The sequence below is a fragment of the Lysinibacillus sp. FSL K6-0057 genome (assembly GCF_038630885.1).
GTDB classification, from domain to species: Bacteria; Bacillota; Bacilli; order Bacillales_A; family Planococcaceae; genus Lysinibacillus; species Lysinibacillus fusiformis_F.
The window spans coordinates 1,031,646-1,050,791 of the sequence record NZ_CP152047.1 but is presented as its reverse complement, the minus strand read 5'-3'; the positions used below and the strand labels follow the sequence as shown (position 1 = coordinate 1,050,791).

Sequence of the window (19,146 nt, the reverse complement as noted above, 5' to 3'; positions counted from 1 at the left end):
TCGTGTTGCATCAAAATAAATAAAAAATCCCCACTAAAACGTGAGGATTTACTTCTAAGCGAACATAAAATATATTTTCTGAATGACTATATAAAGCCCTCTTTCTATAAAATTCAGCATAAAGATGGCCACAATTGGAGAAATATCAATCATACCAAGCGGCGGAATAAACTTCCTAAAAATCCCTAAATATGGCTCACATACTTTTTCAAGCATTCGACCAATGGCTGAATTTTGAGCGGCAGGCACCCAAGACATTAAGATATATGCAATTAGCATAAATGAATAAATCTTAAATGCTAATGATACATAACTAAGTATTAAAAGAAAAGTCATATAAACTACAATCCTCGCTATTAATTATCGTCTAAAATAAAGTTTGTAATTTCACCAGTCACTTCTACATTATCTGGCGTACACAGGAAAATATCCTTACCGATACGTTGAATATCACCAGCAAGAGCATAGACTGTGCCACTTAAAAAATCAATAATGCGTTTACCTTGTTCTCGTTCAATACGTTGTAAATTAACGATTGTTGCACGCTTATTTTTTAAATGCTCTGCGATATCCTGTGCTTCTGCATAAACTCTGGGTTCTATTAAAACAACTTTTGCTCCCTTAGAACTCATAGCTGCCTGCAAACTGACAATGTTATTAGGAGTTGCTGAACTTTGTGGCACAATTTCATGAATAGGTGCTTTACGTTCTTTCATCATTTTTTTAGGCTTTACTGAATGAATCGGTTGCTGTTGTTGTATGGGTTGTTGTTGCTGAATAGGAGCTTGCGTGATTTCTTCTTCTAATTCTTCTTCAAGGTAAAAGAAGTTTTTAATCTTATTTTTCATGCTCATCCTGTTCCCCTCTTTCATTTCCAACAAGAGCCGTTCCGACTCGAACAAAAGTAGCCCCTTCCTCTACCGCAATTTCAAAGTCATTAGACATGCCCATTGATAACTCGGTACAAGGTGCGTGTGCGAATCCTTGCTCGGCTATTTGCTGTTGACATTGTTTTAATTGCTTGAAAACAGAGCGAATGATTGCTTCGTTTTCGGTGTTTGGTGCCATTGTCATTAAACCTACAACTTGAATCTTTGTAAAACCTTTTAAGGCTTCTACAAAAGGCAAAACTTCTTCGATAGTTAAACCATGTTTTGAATCTTCGCCAGAAACATTTACTTGTACAAAACATTTAACAGGTTGATCTGCTCTTTTTTCAATTTCTTCTGCCAAACTCAAACGATCTAAGGAGTGTAAATAATCAATGCTGTTAATCACTTGTTTTACTTTACGTGTTTGAAGCGACCCAATATAATGCCAGTGTACATCAGCATGAATCTCAGTAATTTTACGATGTAAACCTTCTGGTCTATTTTCACCTAAATGAGTGAGTCCTGCTTCAATTGCTTCTTGCGTTCTTTCAACAGAAACTTCCTTCGTCACCGCAATTATTTGGACTTTATCGCCCTCACGATTCCCTTTTTTTTCTGCTGCTGTTATTAAATCATTTAGTTTGTTTAAATTTGTTAAGATTTTTGTCACTGTTTTTCCCAACTTTACAACAATAGTTTCTTTTATTGTAACAAGCAATGCTTGATTTATCAATGAATAGCCTGACCTATGTCAGCTTACAATCCTCACAATTTTATTGACCATATGTTTTAGGAAAGTGCTTTGACTAAAATGACATCCTTGCCAACGACAAGCACATCCTTCATATAGACTTTTCTCACAGACTCTTCGCCTTTAAAAAAACCAAGATATTTGCGAGGCTCTGCAATTAAAAATGCTGTCACATAGCCCGTTTCTTTTGATACTTCGGCATCTATCACAAAGCCTATAAATCGTCCATTTCCTGCTTCAATGACTTCTTTTTGTTGTAACATCGAAAAACGCAATGACATACCTCCTCTATTGTTTACTTTCGTACATTCATTTCTACCATCAAACTTTGCTGTTACTATATATTTATGTATCACTTGTTGATTGAATGAAGATAAAATGCGCACCGAATAATACGATGCGCATTTTTTTATTTGTAATCTTTTTGCATTGTTTCAATTGCATTTTTTTCAAGACGTGAAATTTGTGCTTGAGAAATCCCAAGTTCTTTGGCAATTTCAGTTTGGGTCTCTCCATAATAAAATCGTTTGGCAACGATCATTTGCTGACGTTCATCTAGCTTTTGCAAGCTTTCCTTTACCGACACATAGGCAACCCATTGATCCTCAGATACATCATCATCTCGTAATTGGTCCATCATATAAACAGCATCTCCGCCATCTGAATAAATGGGCTCTTGTAATGAAACTGGATCTTGAATGGCATCTAAAGCAAATAAAACATCTTCCTTTTTCATGTCAATCATCTCAGCAATTTCTTCAATCGTTGGTTCACGCAAATTATCGGTTATCCATTGCTCTTTTGCCTGCATTGCCTTATAAGCTATATCTCTTAGAGAGCGAGATACACGCAATGCATGATGATCACGCAGATGGCGACGAATTTCACCAATAATCATTGGTACAGCATATGTCGAAAATCGTACATTATGCTTTAAATCAAAATGATCAATGGCTTTCATGAGGCCAATACAGCCCACTTGAAATAAATCATCTGCCTGTTCACCTCTATAGGCAAATCTCCCGACAATACTAAGCACTAACCTTAAATTGCACATGACAAGCTCTTCTCTAATCTCAGTTTCTCCAGCTTGTAACCGGATGAAGAGTTCCTTCATTTCCTCGTGCTTTAGAATTGGCAAAGTCGATGTATCTAAGCCGCAAAGATCTACTTTTGTTCGCATATTCGATTCCTCCGGATGTTATTCTCTGACTAAACCGTGACATCAGTTTGTCCGAGAGAAACAAGAATATGCAAAAAAGCTGCGACCAATTTTAGGTAGGTTAAATTTCCCTTTCTACGAAATTGGCTGATTTAAATTTTCACGTAAATCTTGAATAATTTTCTTTTCTAAACGGGAAATATATGATTGCGATATGCCTAAATGATCTGCCACTTCTTTTTGTGTCATTTCAACTTTTCCATTGAGACCAAAGCGACATTCCATAATATATCGTTCACGCGCACCTAGTAAATTAATAGCATGAAACATGTGCTGACGTTCAATTTTCTTCTCCACATTGTCTAGAATAATATGCTCTTCTGTTCCTAAAATATCTGACAGTAATAATTCATTTCCATCCGCATCAGAGTTTAGTGGCTCATCTAAGGAAACTTCACCCTTCATACGACTTGTTTTTCGTAAATGCATTAAAATTTCATTTTCAATGCAGCGTGATGCGTATGTTGCTAGCTTAATATTTTTATCCGTATTGAACGTCTCAATCGCCTTTATTAAGCCAATGGAGCCAATGCTAATTAAATCTTCAATTGGCGTTCCCGTATTATCAAAACGTCTAGCAATATAAACAACAAGACGTAAATTACGTTCAATTAGTGTGTCTCTAGCTCGTAAATCACCGTTCATAAAGGATGCAATGACTGTAACTTCTTCTTCTCGACTTAATGGCACTGGCAATGAATCATTTCCCCCTATATAGTACGTTTCACGACTCCGAAACTTACTCCATAATTTTTTCAAGCTAGCAAGTAGCCTAAGAAGCAATAGTTCTCCCCCTCTATGAGTTATTTGAAAGCGCTGAAAAATGTAAAATTGCTGCTGTGCTATGTGGAAAATTTTTAGCTTTTTTGGTTAAAACGATATATTCATTCATTTTCACTTGCGATGGCTCCCCCTTTATATGCCACTCATCAAAGCGAAAACCAAGGACAACGGTTTGCTGTTGTACGGTATTGACATGAATAAATCGTATATAACGCTGATAATCTTCTGAAAACATAGATACATTGTACGGATCTGTTTCTTGCCATTCCATTAATGATTCCCGGAACGCTGAAGGTAAATGTGGCCTCAAAGCAGTATAGGAAACGAAATGAACCGGTTTTCCTGATAATGGCTCAATGGCTTGATTTCCTGTGTCTACAAAGGCCGAAAGTGGTATCTTTGCCCCAAAGATTGTTAAAGTTGTATCAAATACAAATTGACCACTTAAGCGTTCTAACTTTACAAAACCCCATTGCTTATAAAATGCAACAAGATTTAAAACGGCAAGCAAAAAGCAAATCATAATGAAATGGGTGGCAGAAAGATTTTTTAAAAAAGGTTGTAGAGCTGTTAACAATCCGCCAATAACGATCGTTGCTGTTAATACAATCGGTCCTTGCTTCTGAAAGCTTCGAATCTTGAAGTGAAACGCTATACCAATTAACAATATAAAACTAAGAATTGTCGTCCACAGCATTTGACCGCCAATGACAGCTACAAAACTACTACAAATAGAACTCATTAATAATCTTGAATTTTTTACAAGGACTCCTGTTACTCTTGCCGTAAACGTGAGTATCGCTAGATTAAAAAGCGTATTAATGAGCACCAGCCATTCTCCATACATAACAGCCGCCTCCTACTTACAAAGTTAGCACGTTACTCCCACAAATATTGTCAAACAATCGCATCATTTCCTAAAAATGTTTTGACAAAAAACATGGTTTCCTTACACATTTGAACATCATGACAGCCAATATAAAAAGCTCGTATTTTACATATGTAAAATACGAGCTTTTTAGAAGTTAGTTAACCACGATTTTTGCGGTTACGTAAAAATGCAGGAACCTCAAGCATGTCATCCTGTGCATAATTTTGCTGATTTTGACGTGGCTGCTCATGTTGAACATGCATTTCTTGTCGTTGTTCACGAATTGGTGCTTGTTGCTGTGGAGCAGATTGTCTGTTCATGTTAAGTGTCGGTTTTGCTGTAGGGCGTTGTTGCTGTAAAGCTTCCTCTGTGAAGCCTGTCGCAATGACCGTAACAATGATTTCATCTTTAAGATTTTCATTAATGACAGAACCGAAAATCATATTTACCTCTTCATCTGACGCTGAAGCTACGATATCTGCCGCTTCTTGTACTTCAAATAAGCTAAGATTTGAACCACCTGTGATGTTCATAAGAACACCTTTAGCGCCATCAATGGATGATTCAAGCAATGGACTTGAGATAGCTTTCTTCGCCGCTTCAGAAGCTCGGTTTTCGCCTGTTGCGATACCAATTCCCATTAAGGCTGAACCTTTGTTAGACATAATCGTTTTCACGTCTGCAAAGTCTAAGTTAATAAGACCAGGTGTAGCAATTAAATCTGAAATACCTTGTACACCTTGACGTAAAACATTATCGGCTTCTCTAAAGGCTTCTAACATTGGCGTTGATTTATCAACTATTTGTAATAGCTTGTCGTTTGGTATCACAATCAGTGTGTCCACAGATTCTTTCATACCGCCAATTCCACCGATTGCTTGTGTTTGACGCTTACGACCTTCAAAAGTGAATGGACGTGTTACAACACCTACTGTAAGAGCTCCCAATTCACGTGCAATTTGTGCAATCACTGGTGCTGCACCAGTACCCGTTCCACCGCCCATACCAGCAGTCACGAATACCATATCTGCACCTCGTAAAACCTCTTCTAGCTGTTCTCTGCTCTCTTCTGCAGCTTTTTTTCCTACTTCAGGATTTGCACCTGCACCTAATCCACGCGTTAATTTAGCCCCAATTTGTAGCCTCACTTCCGCTTTGGATAAATTTAATGCCTGTGCATCCGTGTTAACCGCGATAAAGTCAACACCTTGTACACCATGTTCTATCATTCGATTGACAGCGTTGTTACCGCCGCCACCAACACCTATGACCTTTATTACTGCAAGTTCATCAACACTTGTATCAAATTCTAACATATCTTTTTCCTCCCACGGTAACTCGACTCTGTATCATTCATTACGCATTCTAGTTAATCAAAAAACTTATCAAATAATTTTTTTGCTCTCCCAATTACGCTTTCTTTTGGTTCTGAAGGTGCAGAATACTCTTGCTTTTTGCTTATAGCTGATTGAGCCCCTACAACTGCATATTCAACAGGCTGCGTATTCGTACTTTTACCGTAAAAATCATCTTCTAAATAGGCGTAACGAATAAGTCCAACTGCCGTCGCAAATGAAGGCTCTCTAACACCGATATAATCGGGTGTATAGATTCTAACACGCGTTTGTAGAATTTGACGTGCTAATTGGGCAATCCCCTCAAGCTTTGCAACACCACCAGTTAAAACAACTCCACCTGGTAAATCTCTAACACCTAAACGTGCTAATTCATCAATAACTAACTCTAGTAATTCTTCTAATCTAGCACCGATAATCTCCGATATATAGCGTTGGCTGTACTGATCAGTAGAATCTGTACCTACGACAGGCACTTCAAAGAGCTCGTCATCAGAAGCGTCATCATAGAAGGCATGTCCAAACTGGTGTTTAATTTGTTCTGCTTGTTCTGTTGGTGTTTTTAAAACGATTGAAATATCTTTCGTTATATGATCACCACCAACTGGTATGACACCCGTATGCGTTAATAATCCCTCTTCAAATACTGTGATTGTTGTAGATCCGCCACCTAAGTCAATAAAGGCAGTTCCTTGGTTTTTTTCATCTTCTGTTAATGCAAAGTAGCCTGATGCTAATGGTTGCAAATATATTTCTCGTATACTTAAACCCGCTCGCTCGACACAGCGAAGAACATTGTGTAAAAGCGTTTTGGATGTTGTTATCATTGTTGCATCCATTTCTAGACGGATGCCAATCATACCACGAGGATCTTTTATTTCATCAAGGTTGTCTACAATAAACTGTCTTGGAATGATGTTAACTAATTCACGTTCAGGAGGTATTGACATGACTTGTGCAGATTCTACCACTCTGTCTAAATCATCATCTGTAATTTCTCTATTTTCACTATTTACAGCGACAACACCTTTAACTAGCTGTAACATCGTCTGGTTAGCTGGAACGCCTAAAACGACTTCATGGATTTGATAACCTGTCATACGTTCAGCCTGTTCTATTGCTTTTCGAATAGATTGTACTGTTGCATCAATATCAACAATTGCACCTTTTCGAACTCCATTCGACTTTACATTTCCGACGCCAATTACATGTAATTGCCCGTCACTCATTTCACCTATTAATACCTTGACAGAGGAGGACCCAATATCAAGGGAAATGTATAAATCTTGATGATTCAATTCGCTGCACCTCCTTGAAAAATGCTCTTGTTTTCATTCTATTGTAAATTTGGCATAATGTCTAAGCAAATCGAGTATTTTGGTCAATTTTTCTCTCATTCTATGGAAGTTTTTTTTCGCTTGTGACGTTTCTCATCTAACCGAGTTAGTAATATCCGCCTAATTATTGCTATATTTTGGAATAAACGTACTCCAAAAGCGAAAATGGCTGCTAAATACAAATCTATCCCCAAATTCACTCCTATAAAAGCTAATCCTGCTGCTAGAACTATATTAAAAAAGAATCCTGATACAAAAACTTTATCATCGTAAACTTGCTGTAATTGAGCACGAATACCTCCAAATAATGTATCTAAAGCTGCTAAAACAGCTATTGACAGATAATTTTCATACATAGAGGGGATTTGTATATTTGTTAACAAGCCAAGGGCAAGTCCAAATATCAAACCTAAAAATGGTAGCCACATATATTAATCTCCTTTTTTTACCTCTGCTAAATAATCATTTGTCAACGGCTGATCAAATGCTGGAATTAGTAACTGTTCATTTGGTTCTTCAATTACTAAATTAAAATTGTCTAAATAAAATGAGTCTATAAATGTTGAGGCCTGCAATGAATTATACATTTTTTGTGCTGCTTTATAATTGCTTGTCCCAACAAATAGCTCAAAAGAAGGTGAAGACAGTGGTATACTGTTTACTGTTGTCTTACCATTTATATCCCGTATGGCAGTCGTTTGTACTACACGATTACCATCGATTGCGACACTAGTAGCATCGTTCTTAAAAAGGGTATTTAATAATTGAGTTAACAAATCGGGTGAAATTTCTTTAATTTCATAGCCCATTTCAATCAATTCAGGTGCAGGTTCAACACGAAGTACGACACCTGGTCCAATAACTTCTGTTAATCCTGCTTGCAACTTTAAACGATTTAATGTTTCATTTAAGGCTGCTTGCTGATTTACTTTTTCAGATTGCTCATAGCGATCCACTACTTCATGAAGTGAGCGAATTTCTGCCAGTAATGCGGAATGTCTTTGCTTTTCTTGTGCTAATTCCTCTCTTATTGCCCAAATATCTCGTGTATCTCGCTCAGCTGGTTTTTGTATGGTATTGTATTGTACCGCTATCATCAAACCGATAATAAATAGCACGATCGTTATTCGGGTGTACATATTTCTTTTCAAAATAGCCCCTCCTAGACGTATCGTATGCCCCTCAGAATACGATTTTAAATTGTAATCTATATCTACAATCGACTATGTAACTGGAGGCTAAATTAGACTTTAAACTTGAATTATAGAGCTTGTCCTTAACTTTCTACTTTTACCTTTGGCATTGAAAGCTTTTGATTTTCTTCTAATGACACCACAATATTGTCATTTAATAACTGATCCACTACACCTCCGTTTAAATTTAAAGAAGCCATTAATGTTTCTGAATCACCAACTGCTTCTATCACAAACGGAGCTGGATGTTGTGTGCCATCAATGGTTATCACAGGTCCATTACAGCGGATATAAGAACTAGCCATCACACGTTGTCCATTTATGGCGATAGCTTGTGCACCTGAAATTTTCAGTTCATTTAACAATTTAAAAACATGACTTTCATGGACAATATAGTCATTTGGATTCAAGGATTTCGGATCATAGTCCCCATCCTGGAGGGTGATGCGTATCCCTTTCCCCTCACTCTTTAGTTCACCAAGCAATAGCCGTAAATCTTCTGCTTGCTCAACAAGCTGCTTATAGTCTTTCTCGTTTGAAGCAAAGGATTTTTCATACTTTCGAATCTGTTCTTGTAAATTATTTAGTTCTTCAGTGAGCTCTTTATTGCGCTCTTGTTGTGTGATTAGCTCTTCACGATAAGAATCTTCTTGCTCAAAAAGCTCAGAATCAATAGTACCTGCTTCTCGATTATCTTTCGCCTGGTTGTATGAATAGCCGATGATAAATCCTGTTGTTACACAAACAATTAGTAATTCAAATTGTTTTCTAGTAAAAAAACTCCCTTTGCTATTCTTCTTCTTGTTGTTCATCGTCCGTCACTTCCTGGTTAACCAATTCCCCATCTGCATTCGCTTCCATGTCAATACTCATCTTGTTGTATTCCTCGTTAAAAGGACGATAGTATGAACCGACCTCTAAATCAATCACACCTTTTTCCAAGTTGGCAATTTGAGCGACAATAGAGGGGTAGTAATTTAACTTTTGCGCTAGTGTCTGAATAACAGCACGAACTTCATAGCCATCATTCATATAAAGCTTGACTGCATTGGGATTCGCCTCATTACTATTCGTGTTAACCTGGGAAATTAAAGCTAATACTTCTGGCTTTAGTTGTGCTAGCTGTTCAACAAGCTTATTAATGGTCTTTTCACCAGTTATCCCGATAAAAACAGGTGCATCAATGGGCGTATCATTCCCTGTTTGTTCAAAGCGCTTGCCGTTTTCTAGCAAAGGATAATAAGTGCCGTCCCCAGCTAAGTACGCAACTTTTTTCCATTCTTTAACATCAATCGTTACGCCTTGTAACCAGTTACGTTTAACATGTGCTTCTTTAACCCATTTATCCTTTAATAAAATCTGCTCAATATCTTCCACTTTGAAACTCCACATTGATTTACCTGGTGCAAGAGTACTTGCCTCCACATAATACTGGTCATTCGCTAGCTTTGCGCCATTGACTGTGATCTTATTGATGTTACTGTATGGAGATTGAAAATAAAGGAGTACTGCTAACACAATAAAGAAAAGTAATATTAGCACTATAAATTTCCGGTTTGTACGCTTTTTTCGTCGCTTTTTTAGCGTAGGTATACGATCTTCTATATCAATTACTTTCTCCAAAAAAGTACTCCTCCTTTATATTTATTTCGCTAATTGATAAATAATACCTATTATTAACCACATTGTTACTAAAGATGTTCCACCGTAGCTAATAAATGGTAATGTGACACCCGTTACTGGCACTAAACCTATTACTACAGCTATATTTAGAAAAGCTTGCACCATGAGCATTGTGACAAGCCCGATAATCGCATAATAGGACGTTCGGTTTTTAGCCTGTACAGCAAATCTATAGCCTGCATAGATCGTTAGTACAAAAAGCGCTAAAATAAAGAGGCCACCAATCAATCCGACTTCTTCTAAAATAATGGCGTAAATAAAATCATTTTGAGGCTCTGGTAAATACAAAAACTTTTGTCGGCTTTGTCCAAAGCCATGTCCAAAAATCCCTGCTGGACCGATTGCCATTAAAGATTGCACCGCTTGGAACCCACTAACCAAGGGATCAGCCCATGGATCAAGAAATGCTTCTATACGCTTTAGACGATATGGTGCTGTCGCAATGAGACCTACCAACCCAGCAACCCCTGCTAGCATAATCATGGCGTATAGTTTTAGAGGATAACCAGCGACAAAAAATAATAAAAACACAGATACAACAAGAATAAATACTGAGCCAAAATCCGGCTGCAACATGATGAGAACTACAGGTAATAACAGGATGAACCCATGTCGCCAGTTAACAACTGGCTTGCCTGTTTTATGTTGTGCTAATATGTGGCTCAAGTACACAATGACGGTAATTTTCGTTAGTTCTGCTGGCTGAATTGTTAATGGACCTACACCAATCCAGCTTTGGGAACCATTTCGCACGAGTCCTATACCAGGAATCAGTACAAGAACGAGTAAAATTAACGAAAATATATAGGCCATTTTCCAAAAGGACTGCTCTCTCAAAATATTTAATCGAATCGTGATTAAAAATACGACAATGGCTACAACAAAGTATATGCTTTGCTTCATATAAAACGGCATTTTTCCACTATAATGAACGGCACTCCAATAGGTACCTGCAGAATAGACGAAAATAATGCCGATTATTGATAGCATCAAAGTTGTGACGAGCAATAAGTAGCTTTCTTTACCTCTCAGTAATGCCATCCTTCCAAGTCAAGTATATTCTAAAATAGTTACAGGCTCATTACAGCTTCATTACAGCATCAATAAAAACATCTCCACGTATTTCAAAGCTGTCATATTGGTCCCAGCTTGCGCATGCTGGAGATAGTAAAATAACATCTCCTTCTGCAGACATCGGTGCTGCATAGTGAACAGCGTCTTCTACATTTTGTGCAATGACAGTTTGTTGGACACCACACGATTTTGCAAATTCGACAAAGCGTAAGCCAGTTTCTCCAAATGCAACAACACCCTTTACATGATTCATACAAGGGCGAAGTTCTTCAAAAGAATGTCCACGATCTAAGCCACCTGCGAGTAAAATGACAGGTGCTTGGAAAGCATCTAAAGCACTCTTTGTTGCTAAACAATTGGTTGCCTTGGAGTCATTGTAAATCTTTCGACCATCCCACTCACGTACAAATTGTGTACGGTGTCTCACTCCACCAAATGTCGCTAAAACCTCTTCCATCTTCTCTTTGTCACAGCCAAATAAAATACAAGCTGCTACGGCTGCTAAGATGTTTTCTAAATTATGCTTACCAGGTAGGGCAATGTTGGCACGATCCATATATGGTTCGCCTTGCCAATAAATTGTTGTATCATCTGCACTAATGCCGTTTGTAGTACATCCCTTAGAACTGAATGGAATTTTTTGTGCATTAGATTGTGCTGCGTATCCAACCACTATCGGTTGGTCAGCATTATAAATAAAATAGTCACTGTCATCTTGATTTCGAGTAACACCAAACTTCGCTTCAGCATAATTATTAAATGTTCCGTGATAGTCTAGATGTGCATCATAAAGGTTTGTCAAAATAGCAATTTTAGGCTTAAACGTTTTGATCCCCATCAATTGGAATGAAGACAATTCTGTTACAATGATGTCATCTTTATTAGCTTCTTTTGCGACACCACAAGCTACTGTCCCTATATTTCCAGCAATTAATGAATTTTTACTGCCGTTATTTAACATGTCGAATATTAAAGTTGTCGTCGTTGTTTTACCATTCGAACCTGTTATACCAATAAATGGTGCATCGCTAATTAAATAAGCTAGCTCAATCTCTGTCCAGACTGGAATCTCTCGACTAAGAGCATCTGCCACAATTCGATTGCTATAAGGTATTCCTGGATTTTTAACCACTAATTCAAAGCCTTCATCAAGTAAATCTTCAGGATGGCGACCACAAATTACTGTAATCCCCTTCTGTAATAATCCTTGTGCATCAGGACTTTCATCAAATGGTTTCGAATCATTAACTGTTACAAATGCGCCAAGCTCGTGTAAAATTTCAGCAGCGGCCACACCACTTTTGGCTAGACCTAACACAAGCACTTTTTTATGTTGTAAATCTGTATAGTTTTTCATTAGAACGCCTCCGATAAGACTGCAATTAATGCTACTGCTAAGGCAGTTGACCAGAAGACAAGCACTACTTTCCACTCTGACCAACCTGATAATTCAAAATGATGATGAATAGGGCTCATTTTAAAAATACGCTTTTTTCGAAGCTTAAAGCTACCTACCTGCAAAATAACGGAAAGTGTTTCGATGACAAACACTAAGCCGACTAGTAAAAGCAAGAACTCTTCTTTTACTAAGACAGATACCATAGCTAATGCTCCACCTAATGCTAATGACCCCGTATCCCCCATGAATACCTTTGCAGGATTGGCATTAAATAATAAAAAGCCTAATAAAGCACCTGTTACAGCAAACGAAAATAGTGCAATATCTGCCTGACTTTGGAATAGCGCAATAACACCAAATGCTGCAAAGGCAATGGAAGCAGTACCCGCCACTAGCCCGTCTAGTCCATCCGTCAAATTTACTGCATTGGAGAAGCCTACTAACCAGAAAATTAAAAAGGCTATATAGAATACGCCAAGATCAATTGTCCACTCCGTAAATGGAATGGCTAGTGTTTTATCAAATGACCCTACTTCTAGAAGGAAATACGCAAGAATTGCAATAACAATTTGACCAATCAATTTTTGAAGAGAGGTTAAACCTAAATTTCTTTTAAAGACAACCTTTAAACCATCATCCAATAAACCTATTAAGCCGAATCCTGCTAATACTAATAAAAGTACTACGGTCTGTGTCGTTAATAAATCTAAAAAGCTACCTACACCAACAGTTGTTAGGAGGATGGATATTAAGAAAATAATGCCTCCCATTGTTGGTGTACCAGCTTTTTTCATATGTGATTTTGGTCCCTCTTCTCGAATACTTTGCCCAAATTTTAGACGACGAAGAAGTGGAATACTAATTGGTGCCAGGATAACTGTTACTATAAAAGCAAGAGCTAAGATGGTAAGTGTTGTTGCGAGTTTCATTGAAAAATCTCCTTTAAATCTTGTTTCACTTTCTTCTTTAAGAAAAAAGCATTAACTTTCATTTATTTATTACTACCCTTCATAATAATAGTGGTTCTTTCCCATTTTTTAAAGGTAAAGTTATTTTAGTTCTCCAAATATAAATGAATGGTACCATCTTGTTTGATAACACTATCCACTTCAGGTAACTGATTACCAATTTTAGTCCCTTCTCCATGCCACTCAATGCGGAATGGGTAAAATTGCTTGGCAATATCATCCTTCGTTTGACCAATAAAATTCGGTACCTTCACAGTAATTGGGTCACCATAACGATAATCCTTTTCAAGTTGTTCCTTCGATTTTTCAATACCTACAAAAGGTGCAACATCTTCAATAATTTGCCCCACTATAGGCGCTGCTACAACGCCACCAAACTGTGTTGTCTTTTTCGGATTGTCAACAGCTACATAGACGACAATTTGTGGATTGTCTGCTGGTGCAAACCCTATAAAAGATACGATGTATTCTCCACTTTTATAACGGCTATTTTCAACTTTCTGCGCTGTTCCAGTCTTACCACCAATTCGCAGTCCATCGCGAAAGGCTTGTCGCCCTGAACCATTCGCCACTACCGATTCTAAAGCACCGCGAACCTTAGCAGAGGTCTCCTCACGAATCACCTGATTTTTCACCACTGGTTCCGTTTCTTGTATGACTTCTCCTGTATTTGGATTAAATACCTTTTTCACAACATATGGCGTATAAAGCTTGCCTCCATTAATGGCAGCAGCAACCGCTTGAACTTGCTGAATAGGTGTCACGGCTACCCCTTGCCCAAATGAAGTGGTGGCTTGCTCAACAGGACCAAAGGCTTCCCTAGAAAATAAAATCCCAGATGCTTCACCAGCTATATTAGAACCTGTCTTTTTTCCAAAACCAAAATCTTTAATATATTGTAGTAGTCGCTCATTGCCTAGACGCTGACCTAATTCTATAAATCCTGGGTTACAAGAGTTTTCAACTACCTCTAAAAATGTTTCATGACCATGTCCTTCACGTTTCCAACAGCGAAGCTTTGCTCCCGCCACCATCGTATAACCTGGGTCATAAAAGGTTTCATGCTCCAAGTCCACTAAGTTTTCTTCCAACGCGGCACTCAGGGTAATAATTTTAAAGGTAGAACCTGGCTCATACGTCATCCATACGGGTAAATTTCGATTGTAGATGGCTGGCTCTACTAATTGATATTCAGCTGGATGGAAAGTCGGATAAGAGGCTAATGCCAAGATTTCGCCAGTGTTTGGATCCATAGCGATAGCCAATGCTTGGTCAGCTTCATAGCGCTTCATAGCTTGCGATATTTCACGCTCCACGACTTGTTGTACATCGACGTCAATTGTTAGCTCGATCGTTGCACCATCCTCCCCTGCTTTCCAAGCACTTGAAACATTAGGCAAGTTATTACCTTTTGCATCTGTAAAGAGACGGATAGCAGAAGAATTAGCCTGCAGGAATTTATCATATTCATATTCAATTCCAGCTAATCCTTGGGCATCATAGCCCGTAAAACCTAAAAATCGAGATAATAGCGTGCCGTAAGGATAATCTCTAGAATAATCAACACCACTATATAGCCCTTCAATTTGCATACCCTGTAATTCTACCGCTTTTTCATAAGAAATATTTTTGCCTTCAGGCGCTAGCTTCACTAAGTAAGCTTTTTTTTGCATTTTTTCTAATAGCTTCTCTTTATCCACTTCTAGAACTTGCGCAATTTTTTCAGCAGCCCCTTCAATATCATTACTTTGTGAGGGCATAAAATATAAAGTGGGTGCTAGCTTATTGGTTACAATACTCTCTCCATCTCGATCTGTTATATGCCCTCGTTCATTCGCAAATGGAATTTCTCTGTCCCAATTCTCCTCTGCCTTGGTAGTCAAATCTTTTTGATCTAATACTTGCAAAAAGAACAACCTAACAACGATCGCCACTGCTACACACATAAACAACACATATAAAATACGTAAACGCTTTTTAGAATGGATAGAAATCCACTTCATTCGACATCACACCTTGTTTTTTACAACGTATGAAATAAAGTGGACTTCTATTCAGTGTTATTCATCCTCTACTTCTTCAACTTCACCCTCAGAGGCAGTTTCAACATCTTGTACAAAGCTTTCAGCAGGTGTTTTGAGCTTGACAACAATCGGTGAACTATCAGTAATGACGGTTCCAGCTGAAACACTTTGACTGGCTACAAAGCCTTCACCGAATATTTCCATCTCTAGTCCAGTCATGGATTTGAAGACTAGTAAATTACGTAACGACCAATTCGTAAAGTCTGGCAATGTTATTTCGCCATCAGTCTTTAAAAATACAAAACTACCTTTTACGAGCTTTTGACTGTTCGTCGGATATTGTTCAATAATTTTACCACCACTGCCAACAACGATTGGTTGTAATCCATCATTTCCCAATTCTACTTCAACCGCTTCAGCACTTTGACCTGTATAATCCTGAATGCTGACTTTATTAACATGCTGCACGTCATCTGGATTGATATTAAGGTGCTTTAAACTATTTAACATAACTGGATTAAAGACTTTTGATACTGGTACAGATCCAAGCTCATTACTCAGCTTAGGTTTTTTCACTGAGACATACATGATTAACTGTGGATCATCAACAGGCGCCATTCCTAAAAATGAATATAGGAATTGGTTAGCACCCCAAGAATAAGTACCATCTGCTCTTGGTATTTGGGCTGTCCCCGTCTTTCCTGCAACCTCGTAATCCTCTAGTACAAAATCCTTCGCAGTACCATATTCAGAGGTTAATGTAGAAGCAAGGATTTCTCGCACTTGTTTCGCTGTATCAGCTTTTATTGGCTGTCCTTTTTCTACCGGCTCATGATTTTGAATAACTTTTCCTGTTGAGGAATCAACGATACGGTCGATAACATATGGCTGCATCATCTTACCATCATTCGCAATGGCAGTCATGGCTTGGATCATTTGGATAGGTGTTACGGTTGACCCTTGTCCATATGTTGTTGTCACGCGTTGAATAGGATACTTCGATAAAATAGTACCTGCTGCTTCGTTCGGTAAATCAATTCCTGTTTTGTGACCAAAGCCAAAGCGGTCTAAATATTCAACAAAGACATCATCGCCAATCAATTTTAATAAGTTGGCCATGGCTGTATTCGATGAACGCTGGAACCCCTCTAAATAAGGGATTGGTCCCCATCCAACCTGATTATGGTCTCGAATTGTTCGGTCATGTACTGTATAAGAACCCGATTGGTATTTTGCATTTGGAGCCCATGTATTTGTATCAATAGCAGAGGCAAGCGTGAATGTTTTCATCGTTGAACCAGGCTCAATCGTTTCCTCAATTACCTCATTCAGCCACTTCATATTTTGACTATCACGTGTTTCTGGGTTAAATGTAGGACGCTGTGACATCGCTAAAATTTTCCCGGTTTTTGGATCTGCTACAACTGCGGTCATAGACTCAGGATTATATTCCTGTTCTACCTTTGTCATTGCTTCCTCTAAAAAGCTTTGGATTGTTTTATCGAGCGTTAAATAAATGTCGTCCCCATTTTTAGCAGGTGTAATCATTTTCTCACTGTTTGGAAGTAAATAGCGGAAAGCATCTGTCTCATATTCCACTTTGCCATTAACGCCTGTAAGTTCTTTATCATACGTATATTCTAGGCCCATTTCTCCCTTTGTAGTGACTGTGCCATCTTTATTATCTTTTTTCAGAGCATAGCCAATTAAATGAGAGGCAAATACACCATTTGGATAATAACGTTTTAAGTCACTCACAAATAGAATTCCTGGTAATTTTTCTTCCTTTATTTTACTCATGACCTCGTGACTAATACCACGACCTGCGCTACCAAACTCAACTTGATATAAAGGTTCACCATCACTTCTATATCGATTGTTCAGTTTTTTAACAATCTCGTCTTCCTTTTCCTTTATCGCTGGAATATATTTTGCTAGAACTTTTGCCGTTTTCTCGGAATCCACTACATGTCGTGGATTCTTAGGATCTGTTGTAGCTTTTTCACTTACAATGGCAATCATGCGATAACTTAATGTATCCTCCGCAATCACTTGTCCATTTTGATCATAAATCTTCCCACGATTGGCTGTAATCACACTTTCTTTCCCATACTTAGCTGCTGCTCTTGCTGCAAGCTCTTGTCCTTCTACTTCTCCTGTAGCCTGTAATGTCACCATTCTTGTAAATAATAGAAAAAAGAGCCCTCCATAAAAAATTAATAATAGAAAGGCTCCCCATTGGAATCGAAATCTCTTTTTTTTCATTCTCCCGGCACTACCTTTACATTTTTCTCATTTTGAGTTAAACCGAGTTCTTTGGCTTTTTTCCATATGTTTTCGTATGTAGAAAGTTCACTTACACGAACCGTTAAGTCAACATTCTGTTTCGCAATCTCTTCTGCTTCTGATTCGATTTTTTGAATGTCTATACTTGTTGTTTGAATCGCTGCTTGTTTATTTAACACGAGTATTCCTAATACAGCAATAATACCAACTAAAACAATTAGCATTGTCTTTTCAAACTTTTGGTTCGTTTTTTTACGACGTATGATAGTGGGTTGTGGACTTGGTGGTGTTATCGGTTGTTGCACTTGTTGATGTTGGTGCTGTTGCCTTACACGAACTGCTGCCATTTACTCACGCCCTTTGTCGTTAATTTTTTCCACCACTCTAAGCTTCGCTGAACGCGCACGATTATTAACTGCCAATTCTTCCTCAGAAGGAATAATGGGCTTTCGTGTAATAAGCTTTAAAGTTGGCTTCATGTCATCAGGAATTACAGGTAAATTTGGTGGTAATTCCGGTAATGATGACGCTTCCTTAAAGATTGTCTTGCATAGGCGGTCCTCCAATGAATGGAACGTAATGACACTAATGCGCCCCCCTACGTTAATCATATCAATCGCATCGACTAATGAATCCTCTGCTGCGCCTAGCTCATCGTTGACAGCAATTCTTATTGCTTGGAAAATGCGCTTTGCCGGATGTCCACCTTTTCGGCGTGCCGCTGCTGGAATACCCTCTTTAATTAATTCTACAAGTTGACCTGTTGTTTCAATCGGTGCTGTTTTACGAGCCTCTTCAATTTTACGCGCTACTTGTTTGGAAAACTTTTCTTCGCCATAACGGAAAAATATACGAACTAGATCTTCGTATGCCCATTGATTAACTACCTCTGATGCTGTCAGTGTTGCAGTTTGATCCATACGCATATCAAGTGGTGCATCATGGTGATAGCTAAAGCCTCTTTCAGGTGTATCTAATTGTGGAGAAGATACGCCTAAGTCATATAAAATGCCATCAACCTGCTCAATACCATGAGCTAATAGCTCTTCCTTTAAGTAACGGAAATTCGAATGGATAAATGTAACACGCTCAATATAAGGTGCTAATCGAATTTTCGCATTTTCAATAGCCGTCATATCTTGATCAAAACAAATTAAACGGCCTTTATCTGATAATTGTTGTACTAGATATTCACTATGTCCTGCACCGCCTAATGTACAGTCCACATATACACCATCAGGATCTATGTTCAACCCATCAACAGTTTCTTTTAATAACACGGTTGTATGATCGAACATACCACTCGCTCCTCTCAGGCCTTAACCTCA

At 38.2% G+C, this 19,146-nt stretch carries 20 protein-coding genes; all 20 read right to left on the bottom strand.

The features are described 5' to 3' along the window. Positions 1-54: 54 nt before the first annotated feature. The 20 genes from MHB40_RS04900 to rsmH all read right to left on the bottom strand — a co-directional run bounded on the left by MHB40_RS04900 (position 55) and on the right by rsmH (position 19,116). Positions 55-336 (bottom strand): YggT family protein, encoded by a 282-nt coding sequence (locus MHB40_RS04900; RefSeq protein ID WP_205441848.1) that lies wholly within the window; start codon positions 334-336, stop codon positions 55-57. A 20-nt stretch (positions 337-356) separates the two neighbouring features. Further along, positions 357-854, bottom strand: coding sequence for a cell division protein SepF (locus tag MHB40_RS04895; protein ID WP_205441846.1), 498 nt, complete (start codon positions 852-854; stop codon positions 357-359). After that, positions 838-1,542, bottom strand: coding sequence for a YggS family pyridoxal phosphate-dependent enzyme (locus MHB40_RS04890; protein WP_342442654.1), 705 nt, complete (start codon positions 1,540-1,542; stop codon positions 838-840). The genes MHB40_RS04895 and MHB40_RS04890 overlap by 17 nt, the downstream gene beginning before the upstream one ends. Positions 1,543-1,661: 119 nt before the next feature. Further along, entirely contained in the window at positions 1,662-1,904 is a 243-nt protein-coding gene (locus MHB40_RS04885; RefSeq protein ID WP_225340754.1) for a YlmC/YmxH family sporulation protein, read from the bottom strand. Between the two features lie 128 nt (positions 1,905-2,032). Further along, complete coding sequence (gene sigG, locus MHB40_RS04880; protein WP_004227313.1) at positions 2,033-2,806, bottom strand: RNA polymerase sporulation sigma factor SigG; 774 nt, start codon at positions 2,804-2,806, stop codon at positions 2,033-2,035. Between the two features lie 114 nt (positions 2,807-2,920). Continuing rightward, on the bottom strand, positions 2,921-3,628 hold the full coding sequence (gene sigE / locus MHB40_RS04875; RefSeq protein ID WP_009373518.1) for an RNA polymerase sporulation sigma factor SigE: 708 nt from the start codon (positions 3,626-3,628) through the stop codon (positions 2,921-2,923). A 13-nt stretch (positions 3,629-3,641) separates the two neighbouring features. Further along, a complete protein-coding gene (locus MHB40_RS04870) occupies positions 3,642-4,475 on the bottom strand; it encodes a sigma-E processing peptidase SpoIIGA (RefSeq protein WP_342442653.1) in 834 nt (277 codons plus the stop codon). A gap of 182 nt (positions 4,476-4,657) precedes the next feature. Continuing rightward, complete coding sequence (gene ftsZ, locus MHB40_RS04865; protein ID WP_205441840.1) at positions 4,658-5,815, bottom strand: cell division protein FtsZ; 1,158 nt, start codon at positions 5,813-5,815, stop codon at positions 4,658-4,660. A gap of 53 nt (positions 5,816-5,868) precedes the next feature. After that, positions 5,869-7,152, bottom strand: a complete 1,284-nt coding sequence (gene ftsA, locus MHB40_RS04860; RefSeq protein WP_342442652.1) for a cell division protein FtsA — start codon at positions 7,150-7,152, stop codon at positions 5,869-5,871. 95 nt (positions 7,153-7,247) lie between these two features. Beyond that, positions 7,248-7,619 (bottom strand): small basic family protein, encoded by a 372-nt coding sequence (locus MHB40_RS04855; protein WP_004224852.1) that lies wholly within the window; start codon positions 7,617-7,619, stop codon positions 7,248-7,250. 3 nt (positions 7,620-7,622) lie between these two features. Then, positions 7,623-8,342 (bottom strand): DUF881 domain-containing protein, encoded by a 720-nt coding sequence (locus MHB40_RS04850; protein WP_243456034.1) that lies wholly within the window; start codon positions 8,340-8,342, stop codon positions 7,623-7,625. Between the two features lie 125 nt (positions 8,343-8,467). Next, positions 8,468-9,196 carry a DUF881 domain-containing protein gene (locus MHB40_RS04845; protein ID WP_342442651.1) on the bottom strand — a complete coding sequence of 243 codons (729 nt, stop codon included), beginning with the start codon at positions 9,194-9,196 and terminating at the stop codon, positions 8,468-8,470. Continuing rightward, positions 9,174-10,007 carry a cell division protein FtsQ/DivIB gene (locus tag MHB40_RS04840; RefSeq protein WP_342442650.1) on the bottom strand — a complete coding sequence of 278 codons (834 nt, stop codon included), beginning with the start codon at positions 10,005-10,007 and terminating at the stop codon, positions 9,174-9,176. The genes MHB40_RS04845 and MHB40_RS04840 overlap by 23 nt, the downstream gene beginning before the upstream one ends. Positions 10,008-10,028: 21 nt before the next feature. Beyond that, the gene (gene ftsW / locus MHB40_RS04835) at positions 10,029-11,108 is read right to left on the bottom strand and encodes a putative lipid II flippase FtsW (RefSeq protein ID WP_205441832.1); all 1,080 of its coding nucleotides are present in this window, start codon (positions 11,106-11,108) and stop codon (positions 10,029-10,031) included. Between the two features lie 40 nt (positions 11,109-11,148). Beyond that, positions 11,149-12,498: a UDP-N-acetylmuramoyl-L-alanine--D-glutamate ligase gene (gene murD / locus MHB40_RS04830; protein WP_342442649.1), complete on the bottom strand. Its 1,350-nt coding sequence runs from the start codon at positions 12,496-12,498 to the stop codon at positions 11,149-11,151. Continuing rightward, the gene (gene mraY, locus MHB40_RS04825; RefSeq protein WP_342442648.1) at positions 12,498-13,469 is read right to left on the bottom strand and encodes a phospho-N-acetylmuramoyl-pentapeptide-transferase; all 972 of its coding nucleotides are present in this window, start codon (positions 13,467-13,469) and stop codon (positions 12,498-12,500) included. Before mraY ends, murD begins: the two co-directional genes overlap by 1 nt. A 125-nt stretch (positions 13,470-13,594) precedes the next feature. After that, a complete protein-coding gene (locus MHB40_RS04820; RefSeq protein ID WP_342442647.1) occupies positions 13,595-15,511 on the bottom strand; it encodes a stage V sporulation protein D in 1,917 nt (638 codons plus the stop codon). A 57-nt stretch (positions 15,512-15,568) separates the two neighbouring features. Then, positions 15,569-17,797 carry a penicillin-binding protein gene (locus MHB40_RS04815; RefSeq protein ID WP_342442646.1) on the bottom strand — a complete coding sequence of 743 codons (2,229 nt, stop codon included), beginning with the start codon at positions 17,795-17,797 and terminating at the stop codon, positions 15,569-15,571. Then, complete coding sequence (ftsL, locus tag MHB40_RS04810; RefSeq protein ID WP_205441822.1) at positions 17,794-18,165, bottom strand: cell division protein FtsL; 372 nt, start codon at positions 18,163-18,165, stop codon at positions 17,794-17,796. Before ftsL ends, MHB40_RS04815 begins: the two co-directional genes overlap by 4 nt. Beyond that, a complete protein-coding gene (gene rsmH, locus MHB40_RS04805; RefSeq protein WP_342442645.1) occupies positions 18,166-19,116 on the bottom strand; it encodes a 16S rRNA (cytosine(1402)-N(4))-methyltransferase RsmH in 951 nt (316 codons plus the stop codon). Positions 19,117-19,146: the final 30 nt, after the last annotated feature.

Coding starts and splice junctions, on each gene's coding strand:
- MHB40_RS04900 (WP_205441848.1), bottom strand. CDS start 336: ATGACTTTTCTTTTAATACTTAGTTATGTATCATTAGCATTTAAGATT.
- MHB40_RS04895 (WP_205441846.1), bottom strand. CDS start 854: ATGAGCATGAAAAATAAGATTAAAAACTTCTTTTACCTTGAAGAAGAA.
- MHB40_RS04885 (WP_225340754.1), bottom strand. CDS start 1,904: ATGTCATTGCGTTTTTCGATGTTACAACAAAAAGAAGTCATTGAAGCA.
- sigG (WP_004227313.1), bottom strand. CDS start 2,806: ATGCGAACAAAAGTAGATCTTTGCGGCTTAGATACATCGACTTTGCCA.
- MHB40_RS04870 (WP_342442653.1), bottom strand. CDS start 4,475: ATGTATGGAGAATGGCTGGTGCTCATTAATACGCTTTTTAATCTAGCG.
- ftsZ (WP_205441840.1), bottom strand. CDS start 5,815: ATGTTAGAATTTGATACAAGTGTTGATGAACTTGCAGTAATAAAGGTC.
- MHB40_RS04855 (WP_004224852.1), bottom strand. CDS start 7,619: ATGTGGCTACCATTTTTAGGTTTGATATTTGGACTTGCCCTTGGCTTG.
- MHB40_RS04845 (WP_342442651.1), bottom strand. CDS start 9,196: ATGAACAACAAGAAGAAGAATAGCAAAGGGAGTTTTTTTACTAGAAAA.
- ftsW (WP_205441832.1), bottom strand. CDS start 11,108: ATGGCATTACTGAGAGGTAAAGAAAGCTACTTATTGCTCGTCACAACT.
- murD (WP_342442649.1), bottom strand. CDS start 12,498: ATGAAAAACTATACAGATTTACAACATAAAAAAGTGCTTGTGTTAGGT.
- mraY (WP_342442648.1), bottom strand. CDS start 13,469: ATGAAACTCGCAACAACACTTACCATCTTAGCTCTTGCTTTTATAGTA.
- MHB40_RS04820 (WP_342442647.1), bottom strand. CDS start 15,511: ATGAAGTGGATTTCTATCCATTCTAAAAAGCGTTTACGTATTTTATAT.
- MHB40_RS04815 (WP_342442646.1), bottom strand. CDS start 17,797: ATGAAAAAAAAGAGATTTCGATTCCAATGGGGAGCCTTTCTATTATTA.
- ftsL (WP_205441822.1), bottom strand. CDS start 18,165: ATGGCAGCAGTTCGTGTAAGGCAACAGCACCAACATCAACAAGTGCAA.
- rsmH (WP_342442645.1), bottom strand. CDS start 19,116: ATGTTCGATCATACAACCGTGTTATTAAAAGAAACTGTTGATGGGTTG.